Raw genomic sequence first — 17923 nt, 5'->3', positions numbered from 1 at the left:
GTCACCCCCGGAACCGCCACACCCCGGTCCGCTTGATCTCGGCATCCTCCAGCGCCCGGGTCACCGGCACCGCGTAGGTCGCCAGAGTCTCCAGCCGATCCTTCGGCAGGTAGGCCCGGCCGGGATCGCCCAGCAGAACCCGGGCGCCGCGGGCATGCAGGGTGGCGAGCCAGTCGCCGACCCGGGCGGCGAGGTCGCGCTCGTAGAAGATGTCGGCGGCGAGCACGCAGTCCCAGCCCTCGTCGCGGCCGATCAGGTCGGCTCCTTTCGCGGTGATGCGGTCGGCGACGCCGTTCTCGGCCGCGTTGAGGCCGATCGCCGCCAGCGCGAAGGGGTCGAGGTCGCTCGCCTCGACGGATGTCGCGCCGGCCATGGCGGCCGCGATGGCGACGAGGCCGGAGCCGGAGGCGAAATCGAGCACCCGGGCGCCCGTCACCGTCCCTGGGTGCTCCAGCACGTAGGCCGCGAGCGCCTGGCCTCCGGCCCAGGCGAAGGCCCAGAACGGCGGCGGCAGGCCGATCTCGCCCAGCTCCTCCTCGGTGCGACCCCACAATTCCGTCGCCTCATCGGCGACGTGCAGACGGATCGCCGGGGCGTGCGGCACCGGGCGTAAACGCGTGTGGGCGCGGATGAAGGCGACCGGCTCCATCACGCAAGCTCCGCGTAGAGCCGCAGCACGTTTCGCGTAACCGCCGCCTCGGTGAAGCCGCCGGTCAGCACCCGGGCGCGGGCGGCCGCACCCATCCGGGCGACGAGGGCAGGATCGGCGGCGAGCCGCGCCATCGCGGCGGCGAGCGCGGAGGGATCGTCCGGCGGCACGACCAGCCCCTCGATCCCGTCCCGCACCAGGGTCCGGCAGCCCGGCACGTCGGTGGTGAGGATCGCCCGGCCGCTCGCCGCGGCCTCCAGCAACGCCCGCGGCAATCCCTCCCCGCCGCGGGAGGGCAGGCAGGCGACGTGGGCCTGCGCCAGCGCCTCGGCGACGTCGGCGGTCGGGCCGTGCCAGCTGATGCCGTCGCGCGACCACTCGCGCAGGGTAGCCTCGGGGATCGCGCGGCGGTTCGAGGGGTCGGGGGCGCCGTAGAGCGCCAGCTCCAGGTTCGCGCCCTCTGCCCTTGCGAGATGGGTCGCCGTCACAGCCGTATCGACCCCCTTCGACCACAGCATCCGGGCGGTGAGCACGATCCGCAGCGGCGGCTGCGGCGGCAGCGGCCTCGCCACCCACGTCTCCGGGTCGATGCCGGCCCCGCCGACCACCGTGACGCGCGGGCTCTCCTGGTCGAGGCCGAGCAGCCTCGCGTCGTCCGGGTTCTCGAACAGGTAGCGGGTGCGGGCGGTCTCGAGGGGGCCGCGGATCAGGAGGCGCAAGGCGGTGCGGGCGAGGCGGCCGGTCCGGTCCTGCCGGGCGCCGATCAGCCCGAGGCCGGTCAGCGCGTAGACCCGGGACGGGATGCCGGCGAGCATCGCCGCCGCCCCGCCGACCAGGATGCCGCGCAACGCGATGCAGTGGACGATGTCGGCCTTGAGCGCCTTCAGGATCGCCGCGAGCTGGCCGGCGGCGTAGCCCGCCGCCATCGGGTTGAGGCTCGAGCGCTCGGCCTCGAGGTCCACCACCCGGGCGCCGGTCGCCGCGATGACGTCGCGGTGCGCCCGTACCCGGGTGATCACCGAGACGGTGTGGCCGGCCGCCACGGCGGCGCGGGCCATCGGCAGGAAGTGCGAGGCGAAGAACCAGTCCTCGGTGACCACGAAGGCGACATGCGCCCGCTTGTCCTCTCCGCCCTCGTCCTGTGGCTGCACCCGGTCTCTCCCGCTCGTCGACCTCCTCTCCCTACAGCGCGGGGCGGCGCGGGGAAACGGCCCGGCTGTCCCCGCCTCGGGCAGGAACCGCTGCGGGCACGCGTCGGTTGAGTCGGACCGGAACCCGTGAGGTCGTGAAGCCCATGCTGTCGGATCCCGAGATGGCGGAGCCTGCCGCCGAGGATCGCGTCGACACCCGCGACGCCGCCCGCGAGGCGGGCCTGCGCTACGTCAGTGATGAGGAGCCGGGCTATCGCCGCAAGCGCAACGGCCGCGGCTTCGCCTACGTCGATGCCAAGGGCGCGAAGGTGCGGGACGCGGCCGCCCTGGCGCGGATCAGGTCGCTCGCGATCCCGCCGGCCTATACCGACGTCTGGATCTGCCGCCACGCCAATGGCCACATCCAGGCGACCGGGCGCGACGCCCGCGGCCGCAAGCAGTACCGCTACCATCCCGAGTTCCGCCAAGCCCGGGAGAGCACCAAGTTCGCCCACATGATGACCTTCGCGGAGGTGCTGCCGGGCATCCGCGCGACGGTCGAGGAGCATATGGGCCGGCGCGGGCTGCCGCGCGAGAAGGTGCTGGCGACGGTGGTGCACCTCCTCGAGACCACCCTGATCCGGGTCGGCAACGACGATTACGCCAAGCAGAACAAGAGCTACGGCCTCACCACCCTGCGCGACCCGCACGTCAAGGTCGAGGGCAAGGAGCTGAAGTTCCGCTTCAAGGGCAAGAGCAACAAGGTCTGGGAGCTCGCGGTCCACGACCGCCGGGTGGCGAAGATCGTCAAGGCCTGCCAGGACCTGCCCGGTCAGGAACTCTTCCAGTACCTCGACGAGGACGGGGTGCAGCGCGACGTGACCTCGGCCGACGTGAACGCGTATCTCCGCGAGATCACCGGGCGCGACATCACCGCCAAGGATTTCCGTACCTGGTCCGGGACCGTGCTGGCCGCCATGGCATTGCGCGAGTTCGAGGCGTTCGACAGCGAGGCCAAGGCCAAGCGCAACGTGCGCGCGGCGATCGAGCGGGTGGCCGAGCGGCTCGGCAACACGCCGACGATCTGCCGCAAGTGCTACGTCCACCCCGAGATCCTGGGCTGCTATCTCGAGGGCGAGCTGCTGCTCCAGGTCAAGGACGAGGTCGAGGCCGCGCTCCGCGACGAGATCGGCCGCCTGCGGCCGGAGGAGACGGCGGTGCTCGGCCTGCTCCAGGGTCGCCTCTCCAAGGTCGAACAGGAGGCGAAGACCGGGGCGGGGCGCGCCAGGGCGCGCACGGACAAGGGCGGTACGAAGGGGGTGGAGCCGAGCAAGGGACGCTCGGTCAAGGATGGAAAGAATTCCTCGGCAAGTCCGTCGCGGTCCAGCAAGTCACGGGTCGGCAAGGGGGCGTCCCGCAAGGCCGCCTGATCTGGCCGACAGGGGGCGATCCCACATGGATCGCCCGGTCCCGGACCGCCCGATCCCGCGCCACCTCCTCAATGGGAGGCGATGCGGTGCGCCCCGTGGTTGATGCGCCGCAGCGGCCGGGCCTCGCCCTCGAGCACCGGCGCCAGGCCGATCTGCCGGGCGAGCTGTACCAGATCCTTGAGCCGGCCGGTCTTGGTCTTGCGGCGCAGGTTGAGCCGGTGGGTCTCGACCGTGCGCACGCTCACCGTGAGACGGCGCGCCACCTCCTTGTTGCTGAAGCCGGCGCTCAGGAAGCGCAGCACCTCGGCCTCCCGCGGGGTGAGCCCCAGGCTCTCGGCCGCCGCCTCGGGAGCCGGGGCCTCCGCCTCGCCCTCGTGCAGCGGAAGGTCGTGGGCGAGCGCCAGGATCGTCGTGCAGATGTCGCGCGGGGCTGCGCAACGGGCCACGAAGGCGTCGGCACCCGCACTGGCGAACCGGCCGATCTCTGCCGCGTCGGCGGCCTGGAACGCCACCAGGATCCGGGCGTCCGGCGCCCGCTCGCGCAGGGCCGCCACCGCCGCCGGGTCGTATTCGGGCGCGAAAGCCAGGACGACGCAAGGAGCGCCCGGCTCCCGCAGCTCCTCCTCGCCCACCGTCCGCAAGGCCGGGGTATGCTCCAGCGTCGCCCGGAAGGCGGCGCCCAGATCCGACGGCTCGTTGATGATCAGAACCCTGACGGCGTCACTCATGCCGCTTGCCTCCGTCCCAGCGCGATACAGGCGCGGTGCCTACGGAGGAGACTGATCAAGCCTCGTTCCACGGCGGCGGGGGAAGACGGCCCCGGCCGGGCTTTGCGGCAATGGAAGGGCGGGCCCGAGGGGGAGGATTGCCTAGGTAGACCGACTCCGCGGCAGGATGTCGCGAAAGCGAGGTCGCGAGCGGTCGGATCCGGGAGGGGCGCGGCCCGCCGGGCCGGTCCAGTTTGGAACGCGGGCCTCGGTCTTATCCCGCCTTGGGTCAGGCGGGAAGGGACGGGGATCTTGCGGTGCCGTCGGGACGCAGCACGGTCAGGCGGAACGGACCGCCATGCGCCGCGGCATGCGCGACGGCCGCGCTCGCCTCGTCGAGCGGGAACGCCGTCACGGCGTACGCGTCCAGGCGCAGCAACCCGGCGCGGACGAGCCCGGCCATGCGTCCGACCGCGTCCGGCGGGTACATCCACTTGCCCCGCATCGTGACGTCGTTGCGCATGATCCACGGATAGGGCAGCGCCAGGTCGTCCCCGCCGAGCATGCCGACGCCGCCCATCAGCACCACCTGGCCGTAGGGGCGCACGCTCATCACGGACGCACGCACGACCGTCGCGTCGGCCGAGGGCGGCAGGATGTCGAGCACGCAGTCGATCGGGCCGGGCGCGGCCGCCACCATGCGGGCGCGGTCCGTCGCCTCGTCGCCGGTCAGAGTCACCGGGCGGATCCGGGCGCCGAAGCGGCGGACGAGATCGACGAGAGCCGCCTCGTTGCGGCCCGGAGCCACGATGCAGGCCGCCCCCATCGCGAGGCCCACCGCGACGGCGGCGCTCCCGAAATGGCCGGTCGCGCCACTCACGAGCAGGGTCTCGCCGGCCCGGAGGTTCGCCGCCAGGAGGCCGCCATAGGGCACGAGCAGCGTGTTGAGTGCGCACCAGTGCCCGGCCTCCGCCTCGGCGATGGCGCCGATGCGGATGGCGTTCTCGGTCGGCACCCTCACCCGCTCGGCGAAGGCGCCGTGCCGGTGATACTGCTGGAGCCTCTGGCCACCGTCGCCCCGGGCGCTCCAGCCCTGGAGCACGATGTCCGGCATGGCGGCGTCGTCGCGCGAGCGCACGGTCGGATCGCAGAACACCCAGTCGCCGACCTTGAGCTTGGTTGCGTCGGGGCCGACCACGCTCACCCGGCCGATCGCTCCGCAGCCGGGAATGACGGGGGGCGGCAGAAGGTATCGGCGCGCGCCGGACAGGACCTCGTCGGTGTAGGGCAGCACCGGGGCGGCGGCGACGTCGACGATCGCCTCGCCCGTCCCGATCACCGGGTCGGGCACCTCCTCGATGGCGAGCGGCGACCCGAACGCCTTGAGCACGGCAGCTTTCATCTCTCTCGCCTCCCTTGGGCATGCGGGAAGGATGACGCGGGTCCCGAGCACATGAAGGACTGGTATGATCCTGGGATGAACCGACCCACCATCGCGCGGCAGGCACGAGTGAGCGATTCCCGGCAGAAGGCCTTCGGCGACTTCCTGCGCTCGCGCCGCGAGCAGCTCGATCCTGCGCGCCTGGCGATTCCATCCCTGCGCCGCCGCCGGACCCCGGGCCTGCGCCGCGAGGAGGTCGCCGAGCGGGCCGGCATCGGCATCGACTGGTACGTGCGCCTGGAGCAGGGGCGCGACGTCAGCCCCTCGGCTGCCACGGTCGACGCCCTGGCTCGGGCGCTGTGCCTGAGCGAGGCCGAGCACGCGCATCTGCGCGCCCTGTCGCGCAGCGGCCGGGCTTGCGCCTTCGTGCGCGAAGAGGTGCCGCCGACGATCCGTCGCCTCGTCCGCGACCTGCCGCAGCCGGCCTACGTGACAGGCCGGCGCTGGGATCTCCTGGCCTGGAACGCCGCTGCCGCCGACCTCTTCGGCTTCGACGACCTGTCCGAGGGGGAGCGCAACATCCTGCACTTCGTCCTGACCGATGCCCGGGCGCGCGCCCTGTTCGGGGCGGCCTGGGCGGCGGAGGCGCAGCGCATGGTGGCGCAGTTCCGCGCCGTCCACGACCTCTCGGCGGCAGACCCGGCCTTCCTCGATCTCCTCGACCGCCTGGCGGAAGGATGCCCGCTCTTCCCGGCGTGGTGGGAGGCGCACGAGGTGCGCGGCGGGGGCGGCGGCCGCAAGGTTCTGCACCACCCCCGGCGCGGCCGGCTCGTCTTCGACTACGCGACCTTCCAGGCGACCGGCGATCCCGCGCTCAAGCTCGCGATCTACGCGCCCGGCGAGGCGTGAGCGGGCTACCCCGCCCGCGCCAGGATCAGGTCTGTGGCCGCCGAGACGACGCGGTTGCGGCCCGTGCTCTTGGCCTCGTAGAGGGCGATGTCGGCGCGCTTGAGCAGGCCGCCCACGGTCTCCCCCTCCGACCAGGTGCTGACGCCGAAGCTCGCGGTGAGCTGCACCGGGCCGCGCTGGCCCTTGAAGCGCAGCTGCGTGCAGCGCAGCCGCAGGCGTCCGGCGGCGGCCTCGGCCTCCTCCAGGGTGCGTCCCGGCAGGGCGAGGGCGAATTCCTCGCCGCCGAGGCGCCCGGCGATGCCACCGGCCTCCGTCAGCAGCTCCGCGGCGACGCCCCGGATCGCCGTGTCGCCGACATCGTGGCCGTGCTGGTCGTTGATGGCCTTGAAGTGATCGATGTCGACCAGGATCATCGACAGCCTTCCGTGCGCGCCGGCCCGGTCGGCCACGTCGCCGACCCGCTGCAGGAAGGCGCGGCGGTTGAGGAGCCCGGTCAGCGAGTCGGCCTCGGCGAGGCGGATCAGCTCACGCTGCATCCCGGTCATCCGCTCGGCGGCGCGCAGGCGGGCATAGAGCTCCTCCGAGCCCGGCGGCTTGTCGATGAAGTCGTCCGAGCCGCTGTCGAGCGCCTCCGCCAGGTTGCGGGCGTTGCGGGCCGACGACATGGTGATGATGTAGAGCGGCCGGTGCGCGTCCGCGAGGAGCCGGGCCGACCAGCACAGCTCCAGCCCGCCGAGGGGACGGACCTCGAGGCTGGTGATCAGAGCCGTGACCGACGCGTTGTCGGTGACGAAGTCGAGCGCCTCGCGCGAATCCGTGAACGTGTCCACGGTATGGCCGCGCGGCGTCAGGAGCCCGCTGATGACCTTGAGCACCACCCGGCTCGGATCGACGACGACGATGTGCATGGCGCCCCCCCGCAGGAGGACCCACTCCCGCTTCCCGCGACGAGGTTGCGCGCGAAGGTTTAACGCCCTCTCAAAGCACCCCGCGAAATCGTGGGGCTTCCGGTGATGCCGCGACAGACGGTCCCGACCACGCCGGACGGGCGCTATATCGTCGTGCGCGGGCGGCTGTGGCGCCGCTCCGATCCCGGCCTGCCTTTGGTCCGGCGCGAGGCCCTGGTGCAGGACCTGATGCGGGCCCGCCGCGCCGTGCGCGATGCGAAGGAGGAGGGGGGTGCGGCGCTGGCCGCGGCCCGCGCGGCGGTCGACGCGGCCAAGCACGGCCTCGGAGAGCGCGGCCCGCCCTGGTGGACGGACGGGGCACCGGACTACAACCGGCACCTCGCCCGCAACACCCCTTACGCGGAGTGGTTCGCCGGGCTGGAGGAGGAGTGATCCGTCAATCGACGATCCCGAGCGAGCGCATGCGCTCGATCGTCTCCATCAGCTTCGGCCCGGTGTCGTTGCGCAGAACCTCTTCGGTGAGCAGGAAGGCCGGACCGCTGATGTTGAGCGCGAAGTGGCCTCGCCCGCCCGGGGCGTGGATCGGGGCGGCGACAGCGTTGATGTCCTGGTGCCAGATGCCGATGCCGACGCAGAAGCCGTGCGCGGCGATCTCGGCGGCGCAGTGGCGATAGGTCTGGTCGAGGCGGGCCGCGTCAGCCCCGTCGCGGCGCAGGCGGGTCATGAGCGCGGTCCGTTCCGCCTCGTCGAGGCTCGACAGCGTCGCCATGCCCATGGCGCTGCGGGCGAGCGGCAGGCGATAGCCGACCTCGCTCGACAGGACGATGCGCTGGCCCTGGCCGCGCCAGAGCTGGACGTAGACGCTCGACAGCCCGTCGAGGAGGCCGAGCGCCACGTGCGCCTGCACCGCGGTGGCGAGGTCCTGCAGGAACGGCTTGACCATCTGCGGGAAGGAGTTCTGGCGCAGAAAGGCCGCGCTCAGCGCCAGCACCGCCGGGCCCAAGCCGTAGCGCTCGCCCTCCGGATCGTGCACCAGGTAGCCGAGGGACAGGAGCGTATGGGTCAGGCGCGAGACGGTGGGCTTCGGCAGGCCGGTGCGGGCCGCGATCTCGCGGTTGCCCAGCATCTCGGCCGCGTCCCGGAAGGCGCGCAGGACCTGCAGGCCGCGGGCGAGCGCGGTGACGAATTGCCGGTCGCCGTCCTCCGGCTCCGCCGAGTTCTGCGCGATCGAGTCCTGCGTGATCGCGCCGGCGCGCGCCGCCACCGCCTGTGCCATGCTGCCGCCTCCCTGCCACGCCCTGTTCTACGGATCTCGTCCCGGGCCGCCCTAGGGTGACGGGACAGCGCCGGCTCGGCAACATGTTTCGCGATGCGGATCGTCATTTCGCGTCTTGACCCGTCCCGGACGGGGAGGCAGTGTCGGGCTCAAGGCGGGCAGGGACCTGCCGGCGACGCCGAATGCGGCGCGCCACAAGAACACAGGAACGCCATTCCAGGAGGACGCCTTGGTCAAGACCCTCGCGCGCATCACGGCCGCCGGCCTCGTGGCCCTGGCGGCCTCGACCGCGCTCGCCGCGCCGATGAGCCTGAAGATCGCCTTCGTCGATCCGCTCTCCGGCGGCGGGGCCAGCACCGGCGAGGCCGGGCTGAAGACCTTCCAGTTCATGGCCGAGCAGCTCAACGCCAAGAACCCCGATCTGAAGCTCGAGGTGACGGGTTACGACAACAAGCTCAATCCGCAGGAGAGCTTGGTCCAGCTCCAGAAGGCGATCGATTCCGGCGCCAGGGTGGTGGTGCAGGGCAACGGATCCTCCGTCGGCGCCGCATTGATCGACTTCGTCGGCAAGTACAACGACCGCAATCCCGGCAAGGAGATCATCTATCTCAATTACGCCGCGGTCGATCCGGCGTTGACGAATGCCAAGTGCAATTACTGGCACTTCCGTTTCGACGCCAATTCCGACATCAAGATGGCGGCCCTCACGAACTACATCAAGGGCAAGCCGGAGATCAAGAAGGTCTACCTGATCAATCAGGACTACTCGCACGGCCAGGCGGTGCGCGCCGCCGCCCGGGCGATGCTGAAGGAGAAGCGGCCCGACATCCAGATCGTCGGCGACGAGGTGGCGCCGCTGCAGAAGGTCAACGACTTCTCGCCCTACATCGCCAAGATCAAGGCCTCGGGCGCCGACACGGTGATCACCGGCAACTGGGCGCAGGACATGGCGCTGCTGCTGAAGGCCGCCGGCGATGCCGGTCTGCAGGCACATTTCTACACCTATTACGGCGGCGGCAGCGGCGGTCCCACCGCGATCAAGCAGGCCAACCTGCCCGACCGGGTCTTCCAGATCGCCGAGGGCTACGCCAACATCGAATCCAAGGCCGGCCACGACTTCGAGACCGCCTTCCGCGCCAAGACCGGCCAGGAGCTGACCTACCCGCGGGTCGTCAACCTGATGAACATCCTGGCCAAGGCGACGCTCGCCGCCAAGTCGACCGACCCGAAGGCGATCGCCAAGGCGATGGACTCGATCCACAACGACACGCTCTACGGCAAGGACAGCTTCATCCGGCCAGACGATCACCAGATCTTCCAGCCGATCTACATCTCGCGCTTCGGGCCGGTCGATACGTCGAAGGTGCTCGACAGCGAGAATACCGGCTGGGGCTGGACCGGCGACGGTGTGGTCGAGGCGAAGGATACCCTGCTGCCGACCACCTGCAAGATGGACCGGCCGAGCTGAGGGGAAGGGGGCGGCGCCCTGGACCGACGGGGTGCCGCTTCACGTCGCGCGAATTTTCTGGCGCGAATTTTCTGGCGCGAGTTTTCCGGCGCGAGTTTTCTGGACTGAACGGCCCTTTCCCGGACGATTGAAGCGTAGCGGAAGGAGATCCGGGAGCCGGCTGTAAAATTTCGCGAAGCGACCGTGTGTCTGCGCCATTGCAGCATGCAGAGCCGCTTCGCGGCACTTCTCTCCTGGATCCCGGATCTCCTTCCGCTGACGCTCCAGCCGTCCGGGACAGGGCGAGGCCGAAATGACTTGAGGCTGGCGGGGCCGCCCCCGCCGTCCCCGCCACCCCGGGCCCGGGTTCGGCCCCGGCGCCTCGCACCGGCAGGAGACCCCGCGTGCTCGAACTCGTCATCATCTCGACGCTGAACGGCGTGCTCTACGGGATGCTGCTCTTCCTGATGGCGAGCGGCCTCACGCTGATCTTCAGCATGATGGGCGTGCTCAACTTCGCCCATGCCAGCTTCTACATGCTGGGCGCCTTCTTCGGCTACCAGATCAGCCGCTTCACCGGCTTCTGGGTCGGCCTCGTCGTCGCGCCGGTGGTGGTCGGCGGGATCGGGGCGCTCGTCGAGCGCTACGGCCTGCGCAACGTCCACCGCCACGGCCACGTGCCGGAACTCCTCTTCACCTTCGGCCTCGCCTACGTGATCGAGGAGGTGGTGCAGATGGTCTGGGGCAAGCTGCCGGTCGACTACCGGGTCCCGGCCGTCCTCGACTTCCCGGCCTTCACGGTGTTCGGCACCAACTATCCGGCCTACAAGCTGTTCATGCTGGTGATCTCGGTGGTGATCTTCATCGCCCTGCTGACCGCCCTGACGCGCACCCGGGTCGGGCTGATCATCCAGGCGGCGCTCACCCACCCCAACATGGTGGCGATGCTCGGCCACGACGTGCCCAAGGTGTTCATGCTGGTTTTCGGCGTCGGCACCGGCCTCGCCGCGGTGGCGGGCGTCATCGCCGGGCCGGCTCTGGTGACCCAGGCCAACATGGCGGGCCTGCTCGGGCCGATCCTGTTCGTGGTGGTGGTGGTCGGCGGCCTCGGCTCGCTCACCGGCGCCTTCGCGGCCTCGCTCCTGATCGGGCTGGTCCAGACCTTCGCCATCTCGCTCGACGTCTCGGTCGCCAGCGTCTTCCAGGCCGTCGGCATCGACGCCGCGCCGTCGGGCGGCGTGCTCGGCGACCTCTGGACCGTGACGATCGCCCAGATCGGGCCGATCATCCCCTATCTCCTGCTGGTCCTCGTGCTGATCGCGCGGCCGACCGGCCTGCTCGGGAACCGCGAAGCATGAGCGATCTTGCCGACATCGCGCCGTCCGGGACTTTGGCGCAGGCCGGCGCCCGCCCGTCGATCCGCCCGCGGGGCGCAGGCGCCGTTGCCCAGGTGCTGCCCTGGCTCGTGGCCGCCGGGATCCTGGTCGCGGCGCCGCTGGTCTTCACCAGCGGCACCGCGCTGACCATGATGAGCCTGATGGGCATCATGGTGGTGTTCTCCCTGTCCTACAACATGCTGCTCGGCCAGACCGGGCTCCTGTCCTTCGGCCACGCGGTCTATTACGGCCTCGCCGCCTTCTTCACCGTCCATGCGATGAACCTCGTGGCGTCGCTGCGCCTGCCGGTGCCGCTGCCGCTGATGCCGGTGGTCGGCGGGCTCGCCGGCCTCGCCTTCGGGATCCTGTTCGCCCGGATCTCGACCCGGCGCGCCGGCACCGTCTTCGCCATGATCTCCCTCGGCATCTGCGAGCTGGTGGCCTCGGGCTCGCACATCCTGCACAGCTTCTTCGGCGGCGAGGAGGGCATCACCGCCAACCGCACCAAGATGCTGCGCCTGTTCGATCTCAGCTTCGGTCCGCAGATCCAGGTCTACTATCTCATCGCCGCCTGGTGCCTGATCTGCGCCCTCGCGATGTACGCGATCACCCGCACCCCGCTCGGGCGCCTGTGCAACGCGGTGCGGGAGAACCCGGAGCGCGTCGAGTTCCTGGGCTACGAGCCGCAGGCGATCCGCAGCACCGCCTTCTGCCTCTCGGCCCTGTTCGCCGGCGTCGCCGGCGCCCTCGCGGCGATCAACTTCGAGATCGCGAACTCGGCCTATCTCGGGGTGCACCAATCCGGCGTGGTGCTGCTCGCGACCTTCATCGGCGGCATCGGCACCTTCATCGGCCCGGTCGTCGGCGCGGTGGCGGTGACGCTGCTCCAGGTCTCGCTCAGCGACCTGACGGAGGTCTGGCAGCTCTATTTCGGGCTCCTGTTCATCGCCATCGTGATGTTCGCCCCCGGCGGCATCGCCGGCCTCGCCCTCATGCACGGCCCGGTCCTGCGCGCCGGCACCGCCCACCGTCTCCTGCCGGCCTACCTCCTGGCGCTGGGTCCGTTCCTGGCCATGCTGGCGGGAGCAATCGCGCTGATCGAGATGGCGTTCCGGGTGCTGGTCAAGGCGAACGACGGCACCGAGATGAGCCTCGTCGGCATTCCGCTCGATGCCGCCCACATCCTGCCCTGGTGTGTGGCCGGCGCGATGGCGGCCGGGGGGGCGCTCGCCTTGCGCGCCGTGCTGCCGCGGGTGGCGGCCGCCTGGGATGAGGCCTCCGCCGCCGCCAAGGAGAAGCTGGCATGAGCCCCGCGAGCACGAGTCCCGCGATCGAGCTGACCGGCGTCCACAAGAGCTTCGGCCCGGCCAAGATCATCAACGGCGTCGACCTCTCCGTGCCGGTGGGCGAGCGCCACGCCATCATCGGGCCGAACGGCGCCGGCAAGTCGACCTTGTTCCACCTCATCAGCGGCCGGTTCGCGCCGACCAGCGGCACGATCCGGCTCGAGGGTCGGGACATCACCGGCTGGCGCCCGGCGGCGATCAACCGGGCCGGCCTCGCCCGCAGCTTCCAGGTCACCAACATCTTCCCCAAGCTCAGCGTGTGGGAGAACGTGCGCTGCGCCGTGCTGCGGGCGATGGGCCACGGCCCGTCCTTCTGGCGCGGCGTCGAGAGCCTGCCCGGCGTGGCCGAGCGCACCGAGGAGATCCTGTCGCGCATCCGCCTCGGCCACCGCGCCTCCGTGGCGGCGGGGCTGCTCGCCTATGCCGAGCAGCGGGCCCTCGAGATCGGCATCGCCATCGCGAGCGACGCCCGGGTCATCCTCCTCGACGAGCCGATGGCCGGGATGAGCCACAGCGAGAGCGAGCACGCGACCCAGCTGATCCGCGAGGTCACGACCGGGCGCACGCTCGTGATGGTCGAGCACGACATGGCGGTGGTGTTCGGGCTGGCCGACCGCATCTCGGTGCTGGTCTACGGCCGGATCATCGCCACCGATACGCCCGCCCGCATCCGGGAGAACCGCGCCGTGCAGGAAGCCTATCTGGGCGTCGCCACCGGGGAGGAGGCCGCGTGAGCGCCGCCCTCGCGATGCCGGCAGCCGGCCCGGCGCCCGCCCTCCTCGAGGTCGAGGACCTGCACGCCTATTACGGCAAGAGCCACATCCTCCAGGGGGTGAGCTTCCGGGTCGGGGCCGGGGAGATCGTGTCGATCCTCGGCCGCAACGGCGTCGGGCGCTCCACCACCCTGAAGGCGATCATGGGCGACGTGCCGCCCCGCGGGCAGATCCGCTTCAAGGGCCAGCCGATCGCGGGTCTCAAGCCCTACACGGTCGCCCGCCGCGGCCTCGGCTACGTGCCGGAGGAGCGGGCGATCTTCCCCAAGCTCACGGTGCGGCAGAACCTGGCGCTCGGCGAGAAGAGCGGAAAGCGCGGCGGGCGTTGGTCCTACGCCGACATCTTCCGGCTCTTCCCGCGGCTGGAGGAGCGGATCGACACCCCCGGCGGCGTGCTCTCGGGCGGCGAGCAGCAGATGCTCACGATCTGCCGCACGCTGATGGGCGACCCCGACCTCATCATGATCGACGAGCCGACGGAAGGGCTGTCGCCCCAGATGGTTGCCCGGGTCGCCGAGATGATCGGCGAGATCGCCGCCCGCGGCGTGTCGGTGCTGCTGGTCGAGCAGAAGCTGACCATCGCCCTCAAGCTGTCACAGCGGCTCTACGTGATGGGCCACGGCCACGTGGTGTTCGAGGGCACGCCGGCCGCGCTGTCGGCCAACGAGGCGGTGCGGCGGGAGTGGCTGGAGGTGTAGGATTCGTTTTGGAGAGCCCGGGCCGGCTCTGCGCTCAGGCCGACACACCCGCCGGGTCATCCGGGGCCGCGAAAGCGGCGGAGCCCGGGATCCAGGCGCGCAGGTGTTGGCCGGAGACGGCCCCGAGCGTTTCGCTCGGTTCTTCACCCTCAGCGGTTCCGGGTCCCGGGCTCTCGCCTTCGGAGAGCCCCGGGATGACGCGGAGGATGTCAGTCCATTTCCGAGCGAACGGCGCTCAGCGCACGCCCAGCAGCTCGACGTCGAACATCAGCGTGGCGTTCGGCGGGATCACGCCGCCGGCGCCGCGGGCGCCGTAGCCGAGGTCGGGCGGGATGACGAGGGTGCGCTTGCCGCCGACCTTCATGGTCGACAGGCCCTCGTCCCAGCCCTTGATGACCTGGCCGGTGCCGACCGCGAAGTTCAGCGGCTGCTTGCGGTCGAGCGAGCTGTCGAACTTCGCGCCCTTCTTGCCGTCCTGGTAGAGCCAGCCGGTATAGTGGACGCTGACGGTCTGGCCGGTCTTCGGCTGCGGACCGGTGCCGACCACCTCGTCCTTGTACTTGAGGCCGGACGGGGCGGTGACGAACGAGTCGGCGGAAGCTGATGCGGTCATGGCGATCGTGAGGGCTCCGACAAGGTAGAAGGGCGAACGGCGCATCGACGGGATCGTTCCTGTGCGTGACGTCGGGACCCGAGTTAGGGCATTGCCGGGCCGGCGGATAGGCGTCTCAGGCCGGCGGGAGCGATCCGGGGTCGATCGCGGCGCCCTCGGCCCAGCCGAGAAGCAGGGCCCGCACCGCTGCCGGATCGGCGAGGCGGTGGCGGGCCACCGTCTCGCCGGGTCCGACCCGGACGGAGATCCCGCCATCCTCGTTCACCGGGGCGAAGGCCTTCTCGTCGGTGAGGTCGTCGCCGATGAAGATCGCCCGGCGGCCGGCATAGGGCGCCTCGCGCAGGAACGCCCGGATGGCGTGGCCCTTGGTGGCGCTGGCGGGCAGGATCTCGGCCACCGCCTTGCCCTGCTGCAGCCGGTAGGCCTCGCCGAGGATGCCGGCGACCGAAGCGGCCGCGGATTGCGCCCGCGCGGCGTCGGCGTCGTTGGCGAGGCGCCAATGCACCGCGACCGAGCAGCCCTTGTCCTCGATCAGCACGCCGTCGAGGTCGGCGGTCGCCCGCTGCAGGGTGGCGACGCCCGCGCGCAGGGCGGGATGCGCCGCCGGATCGCCGCCCACGACCCGGCCGCCGCGGCGCTGCTCGACCCCGTGCAGGCCGGCGACGTCGAAGCGCTCCGGATCCAGGAAGCCGTCGATGGTGGCGATCGGCCGCCCGGTCACCAGCGCCAGCGCCCCGCCGAGGCGGCTGCGCAGCCGCGCGAGCCCCGCCGGCAGGGTGGGCGGAACCACGACGCCGTCGGGGCGCTGGGCGATCTCGACGAGGGTGCCGTCGAAGTCGAGGAAGAGGGCGTAGGCGGTGTCGGTCAAGGGATCGCGTCTCCCGTCTTTGCCGGCGGTCGCCTGGACAGAGTGCCGCGACGGCCCGCGCCTGGGGTTAAACCGCAACCCGGCCCGCGAGGCAAAGCCGGGGAGGGATGGGTGCGACGGCATCGTGTCGCGGGGCGCCGGATTGCCGTAGCGATCAGTCCCCTTCTCTCAAGGACAAATTCCTAGCGATGACGCAGCGGCCGCAGTAATGCAGCGGGCCGATGCACAGGATTCACTCTAGTATCGGGCTGCGCGATGTCCCGCCCGGCGACGCGACGCCCCCCGCGACACATGCCGGCCCCGTCCGGCGGGACGCGAGGACGGTGACTCGGCCACGGTCTAACCGGCATCTGCTGACTCGCAGCCTCGAGGTAACCTTTCCTTCAAGCGCCCGTGATTTTTGTCTGAGAGTGCGGTGTCGTGATCGGCTGGACCGGACGGGGTGGACGCGCAGTGCGCAGAATGCAGACCATCGTCGATCTGTTCCGGATCGAGACCGCGAACCCGGACCTGATGCGGGCGCAGATGCGGGCCCTGAACAACCAGGTGCCGCTGCTCTATGTCATCCTGGCGATCAACTCGACGGCCGTGGCGGTGACCTATCTGGGCGTCGCGCCGGACCGGATCACCCTCTACCCGCTCGGCGGCCTGCTGGCCCTGTGCGGCCTGCGCCTCGGGCTGTGGCTGCGCCGGCGCCGTCGGCCAATCAACGAGACCCGGATCGCTGCCAGGCTGCGGCTGACGGTTGCGCTCGCCGGCGCGCTGGCGGTCGGCTTCATGGCCTGGGTCATCGCGCTCTCCGAGTACGGCGACGCCGACGCGAGGGCGCACGTGCTGTTCTACGTCGGCACCACCACGATCGCCTGCGTGCTCTGCCTCATGCACCTGCGCGCGGCGGCGCTGTTGGTGACGGTGATCGTCACCGTTCTGTTCTGCCTGCAGGTCAGCCGTCTCGACAATCAGGTCATGCGGGCGATCGGCTTCAACCTGGTGATCATCAGCGCCGCGCTGATGTTCGTGATCGTCGCCTACTATCGCGATTTCACCCGCCTGATCGGCCAGCAGGTCGAGCTCGAGCGCCTGAGCCGGGAGAACCTGCGGCTCGCCAATCTCGATACGCTGACCGGGCTGCCCAACCGCCGCAGCTTCTTCACCTCCCTGGACCAGGCGGCGGGCGAGGCGGAGGCCGGGGCCGGGCCGTTCGTCGTCGGCCTCGTCGACCTCGACGGGTTCAAGCCGGTGAACGACGCCCACGGGCACGGCGCCGGTGACGCGGTGCTGCAGGAGACGGCCCGGCGTCTGCAGGACCTGGTGGGCGCAGCCGGCGTTGTGGCGCGCCTCGGCGGCGACGAGTTCGGCCTCGTCCTGCGCGACGCCGCCGCGCTGGGGACGACGGGCGAGGCGATCTGCGACGCCCTGGCGGTGCCATTCCGGCTGCCGCATGGCGGCACCGCCCAGATCGGCGCCTCGATCGGCTTCGCCGCCTATCCGGAGGCGGGCCGCAAGGCCGCGCAACTGGTCGAGCGGGCGGATTACGCCCTGTACTACGCCAAGGCGCACAGTCGCGGCGCCGCCGTGCTGTTCACCGAGGAGCACGAGCGGCTGCTGCGCACCCAGAGCGTGATCGAGCAGGCCCTGCGCCACGCCGATCTCGTGCAGGAGCTGAGTCTGGTCTTCCAGCCGATCGTCGACATACGGTGCGGTCGCACGGTGGCGTTCGAGGCGCTGGCGCGCTGGACCAACCCGGAACTCGGCGCGGTCTCCCCGGCGGTGTTCGTGCCGATCGCCGAGCGCTCGGGCCTCATCACCCGTATCACCGCGGTGCTGTTCGCCCAGGCGATCGCCGCCGCCAAGGCCTGGCCGGACCGCGTCGCCCTGTCCTTCAACCTGTCGATGGCGGACATCGCCTCGCCGCAGGCAGCCGCCGGCATCGTCGCGGCCGTCCGGACGAGCGGCTTAGAGTCCGGGCGGGTGATCCTGGAGGTGACCGAGACCGCGCTGATCCAGGACGTGGCGCAGGCCCAGACCACGCTCGAGGCGCTGAAGGCCAGCGGCATCGCCATCGCGCTCGACGATTTCGGCACCGGCTACTCGTCCCTGAGCTACGTCCACCGCCTGCCCCTTGACAAGCTCAAGATCGACCGGAGCTTCATCAGCGAGGTCACCACCGATCCGGCCAGCCGCGACATCGTCACGTCGATCGTGGCCCTCGCCCGCAACCTGAATCTCGACTGCGTGGTGGAGGGGATCGAGACCGCCGATCAGGCCCGGCTGCTCCAAAGCCTCGGCTGCGTGCTGATGCAGGGCTACCACTTCCACCGGCCGATGGGCTTTTCCGACACCCTGCGCTACCTCGATGCCGAGGTGGTGCGGACCGTGCCTCCGGTTCAGGCCGTCGCCTGACCGGAGCGG

At 71.0% G+C, this 17923-nt stretch carries 17 protein-coding genes; 9 read left to right on the top strand and 8 right to left on the bottom strand.

Annotated features, from left to right (window positions below; genetic code table 11):
* Position 1 precedes the first annotated feature (1 nt).
* Positions 2-649 (bottom strand): class I SAM-dependent methyltransferase, encoded by a 648-nt coding sequence (locus MFF64_RS19020; RefSeq protein WP_099905167.1) that lies wholly within the window; start codon positions 647-649, stop codon positions 2-4.
* On the bottom strand, positions 649-1800 hold the full coding sequence (locus MFF64_RS19015) for a glycosyltransferase (RefSeq protein ID WP_238191963.1): 1152 nt from the start codon (positions 1798-1800) through the stop codon (positions 649-651). The genes MFF64_RS19020 and MFF64_RS19015 overlap by 1 nt, the downstream gene beginning before the upstream one ends.
* 143 nt (positions 1801-1943) lie before the next feature.
* Here MFF64_RS19015 and MFF64_RS19010 point away from each other — a divergent pair, with 143 nt between their 5' ends.
* A complete protein-coding gene (locus MFF64_RS19010; protein ID WP_099907469.1) occupies positions 1944-3209 on the top strand; it encodes a DNA topoisomerase IB in 1266 nt (421 codons plus the stop codon).
* 68 nt (positions 3210-3277) lie between these two features.
* On the opposite strand, the gene MFF64_RS19005 is transcribed toward MFF64_RS19010, so the two are convergent.
* Together MFF64_RS19005 and MFF64_RS19000 are read right to left on the bottom strand one after the other, a co-directional pair.
* Complete coding sequence (locus MFF64_RS19005; RefSeq protein WP_099907467.1) at positions 3278-3937, bottom strand: response regulator transcription factor; 660 nt, start codon at positions 3935-3937, stop codon at positions 3278-3280.
* 268 nt (positions 3938-4205) lie between these two features.
* Positions 4206-5318, bottom strand: a complete 1113-nt coding sequence (locus MFF64_RS19000; protein WP_099907466.1) for an alcohol dehydrogenase catalytic domain-containing protein — start codon at positions 5316-5318, stop codon at positions 4206-4208.
* A gap of 108 nt (positions 5319-5426) precedes the next feature.
* On the opposite strand from MFF64_RS19000, the gene MFF64_RS18995 reads away from it, so the two are divergent.
* Positions 5427-6206, top strand: a complete 780-nt coding sequence (locus tag MFF64_RS18995; RefSeq protein ID WP_099907471.1) for a helix-turn-helix transcriptional regulator — start codon at positions 5427-5429, stop codon at positions 6204-6206.
* Positions 6207-6211: 5 nt separating this feature from the next.
* Here the strand turns inward: MFF64_RS18995 and MFF64_RS18990 are convergent, their stop codons facing one another.
* On the bottom strand, positions 6212-7114 hold the full coding sequence (locus MFF64_RS18990) for a GGDEF domain-containing response regulator (protein WP_099907464.1): 903 nt from the start codon (positions 7112-7114) through the stop codon (positions 6212-6214).
* A 105-nt stretch (positions 7115-7219) separates the two neighbouring features.
* On the opposite strand from MFF64_RS18990, the gene MFF64_RS18985 reads away from it, so the two are divergent.
* A complete protein-coding gene (locus MFF64_RS18985; RefSeq protein WP_099907462.1) occupies positions 7220-7546 on the top strand; it encodes a hypothetical protein in 327 nt (108 codons plus the stop codon).
* A 4-nt stretch (positions 7547-7550) separates the two neighbouring features.
* On the opposite strand, the gene MFF64_RS18980 is transcribed toward MFF64_RS18985, so the two are convergent.
* Positions 7551-8390 (bottom strand): IclR family transcriptional regulator, encoded by an 840-nt coding sequence (locus MFF64_RS18980; RefSeq protein WP_099907460.1) that lies wholly within the window; start codon positions 8388-8390, stop codon positions 7551-7553.
* A 229-nt stretch (positions 8391-8619) separates the two neighbouring features.
* Between MFF64_RS18980 and MFF64_RS18975 the strand changes: the two genes are divergently transcribed.
* From MFF64_RS18975 to MFF64_RS18955, 5 genes are all read left to right on the top strand, one after another.
* Positions 8620-9858: a branched-chain amino acid ABC transporter substrate-binding protein gene (locus MFF64_RS18975; RefSeq protein ID WP_099907458.1), complete on the top strand. Its 1239-nt coding sequence runs from the start codon at positions 8620-8622 to the stop codon at positions 9856-9858.
* 383 nt (positions 9859-10241) lie between these two features.
* Positions 10242-11195: a branched-chain amino acid ABC transporter permease gene (locus MFF64_RS18970; protein ID WP_238191961.1), complete on the top strand. Its 954-nt coding sequence runs from the start codon at positions 10242-10244 to the stop codon at positions 11193-11195.
* Complete coding sequence (locus MFF64_RS18965) at positions 11192-12520, top strand: branched-chain amino acid ABC transporter permease (RefSeq protein ID WP_238191959.1); 1329 nt, start codon at positions 11192-11194, stop codon at positions 12518-12520. Before MFF64_RS18970 ends, MFF64_RS18965 begins: the two co-directional genes overlap by 4 nt.
* Entirely contained in the window at positions 12517-13293 is a 777-nt protein-coding gene (locus MFF64_RS18960; protein WP_099902534.1) for an ABC transporter ATP-binding protein, read from the top strand. The genes MFF64_RS18965 and MFF64_RS18960 overlap by 4 nt, the downstream gene beginning before the upstream one ends.
* Before the next feature lie 14 nt (positions 13294-13307).
* The gene (locus tag MFF64_RS18955; RefSeq protein ID WP_099902538.1) at positions 13308-14030 is read left to right on the top strand and encodes an ABC transporter ATP-binding protein; all 723 of its coding nucleotides are present in this window, start codon (positions 13308-13310) and stop codon (positions 14028-14030) included.
* Between the two features lie 235 nt (positions 14031-14265).
* Here the strand turns inward: MFF64_RS18955 and MFF64_RS18950 are convergent, their stop codons facing one another.
* The gene (locus MFF64_RS18950; protein ID WP_099903151.1) at positions 14266-14688 is read right to left on the bottom strand and encodes an FKBP-type peptidyl-prolyl cis-trans isomerase; all 423 of its coding nucleotides are present in this window, start codon (positions 14686-14688) and stop codon (positions 14266-14268) included.
* 70 nt (positions 14689-14758) lie between these two features.
* Positions 14759-15511 carry a trehalose-phosphatase gene (otsB, locus tag MFF64_RS18945; protein WP_099903153.1) on the bottom strand — a complete coding sequence of 251 codons (753 nt, stop codon included), beginning with the start codon at positions 15509-15511 and terminating at the stop codon, positions 14759-14761.
* A gap of 462 nt (positions 15512-15973) precedes the next feature.
* Here otsB and MFF64_RS18940 point away from each other — a divergent pair, with 462 nt between their 5' ends.
* Positions 15974-17914 (top strand): putative bifunctional diguanylate cyclase/phosphodiesterase, encoded by a 1941-nt coding sequence (locus MFF64_RS18940; RefSeq protein WP_238191957.1) that lies wholly within the window; start codon positions 15974-15976, stop codon positions 17912-17914.
* Positions 17915-17923: the final 9 nt, after the last annotated feature.

Source organism: Methylobacterium frigidaeris, assembly GCF_022179185.1.
Lineage (GTDB): Bacteria > Pseudomonadota > Alphaproteobacteria > Rhizobiales > Beijerinckiaceae > Methylobacterium > Methylobacterium frigidaeris.
The sequence above is the reverse complement of the archived record's forward strand: the minus strand, read 5'-3'. Positions and strand labels throughout refer to the sequence as shown.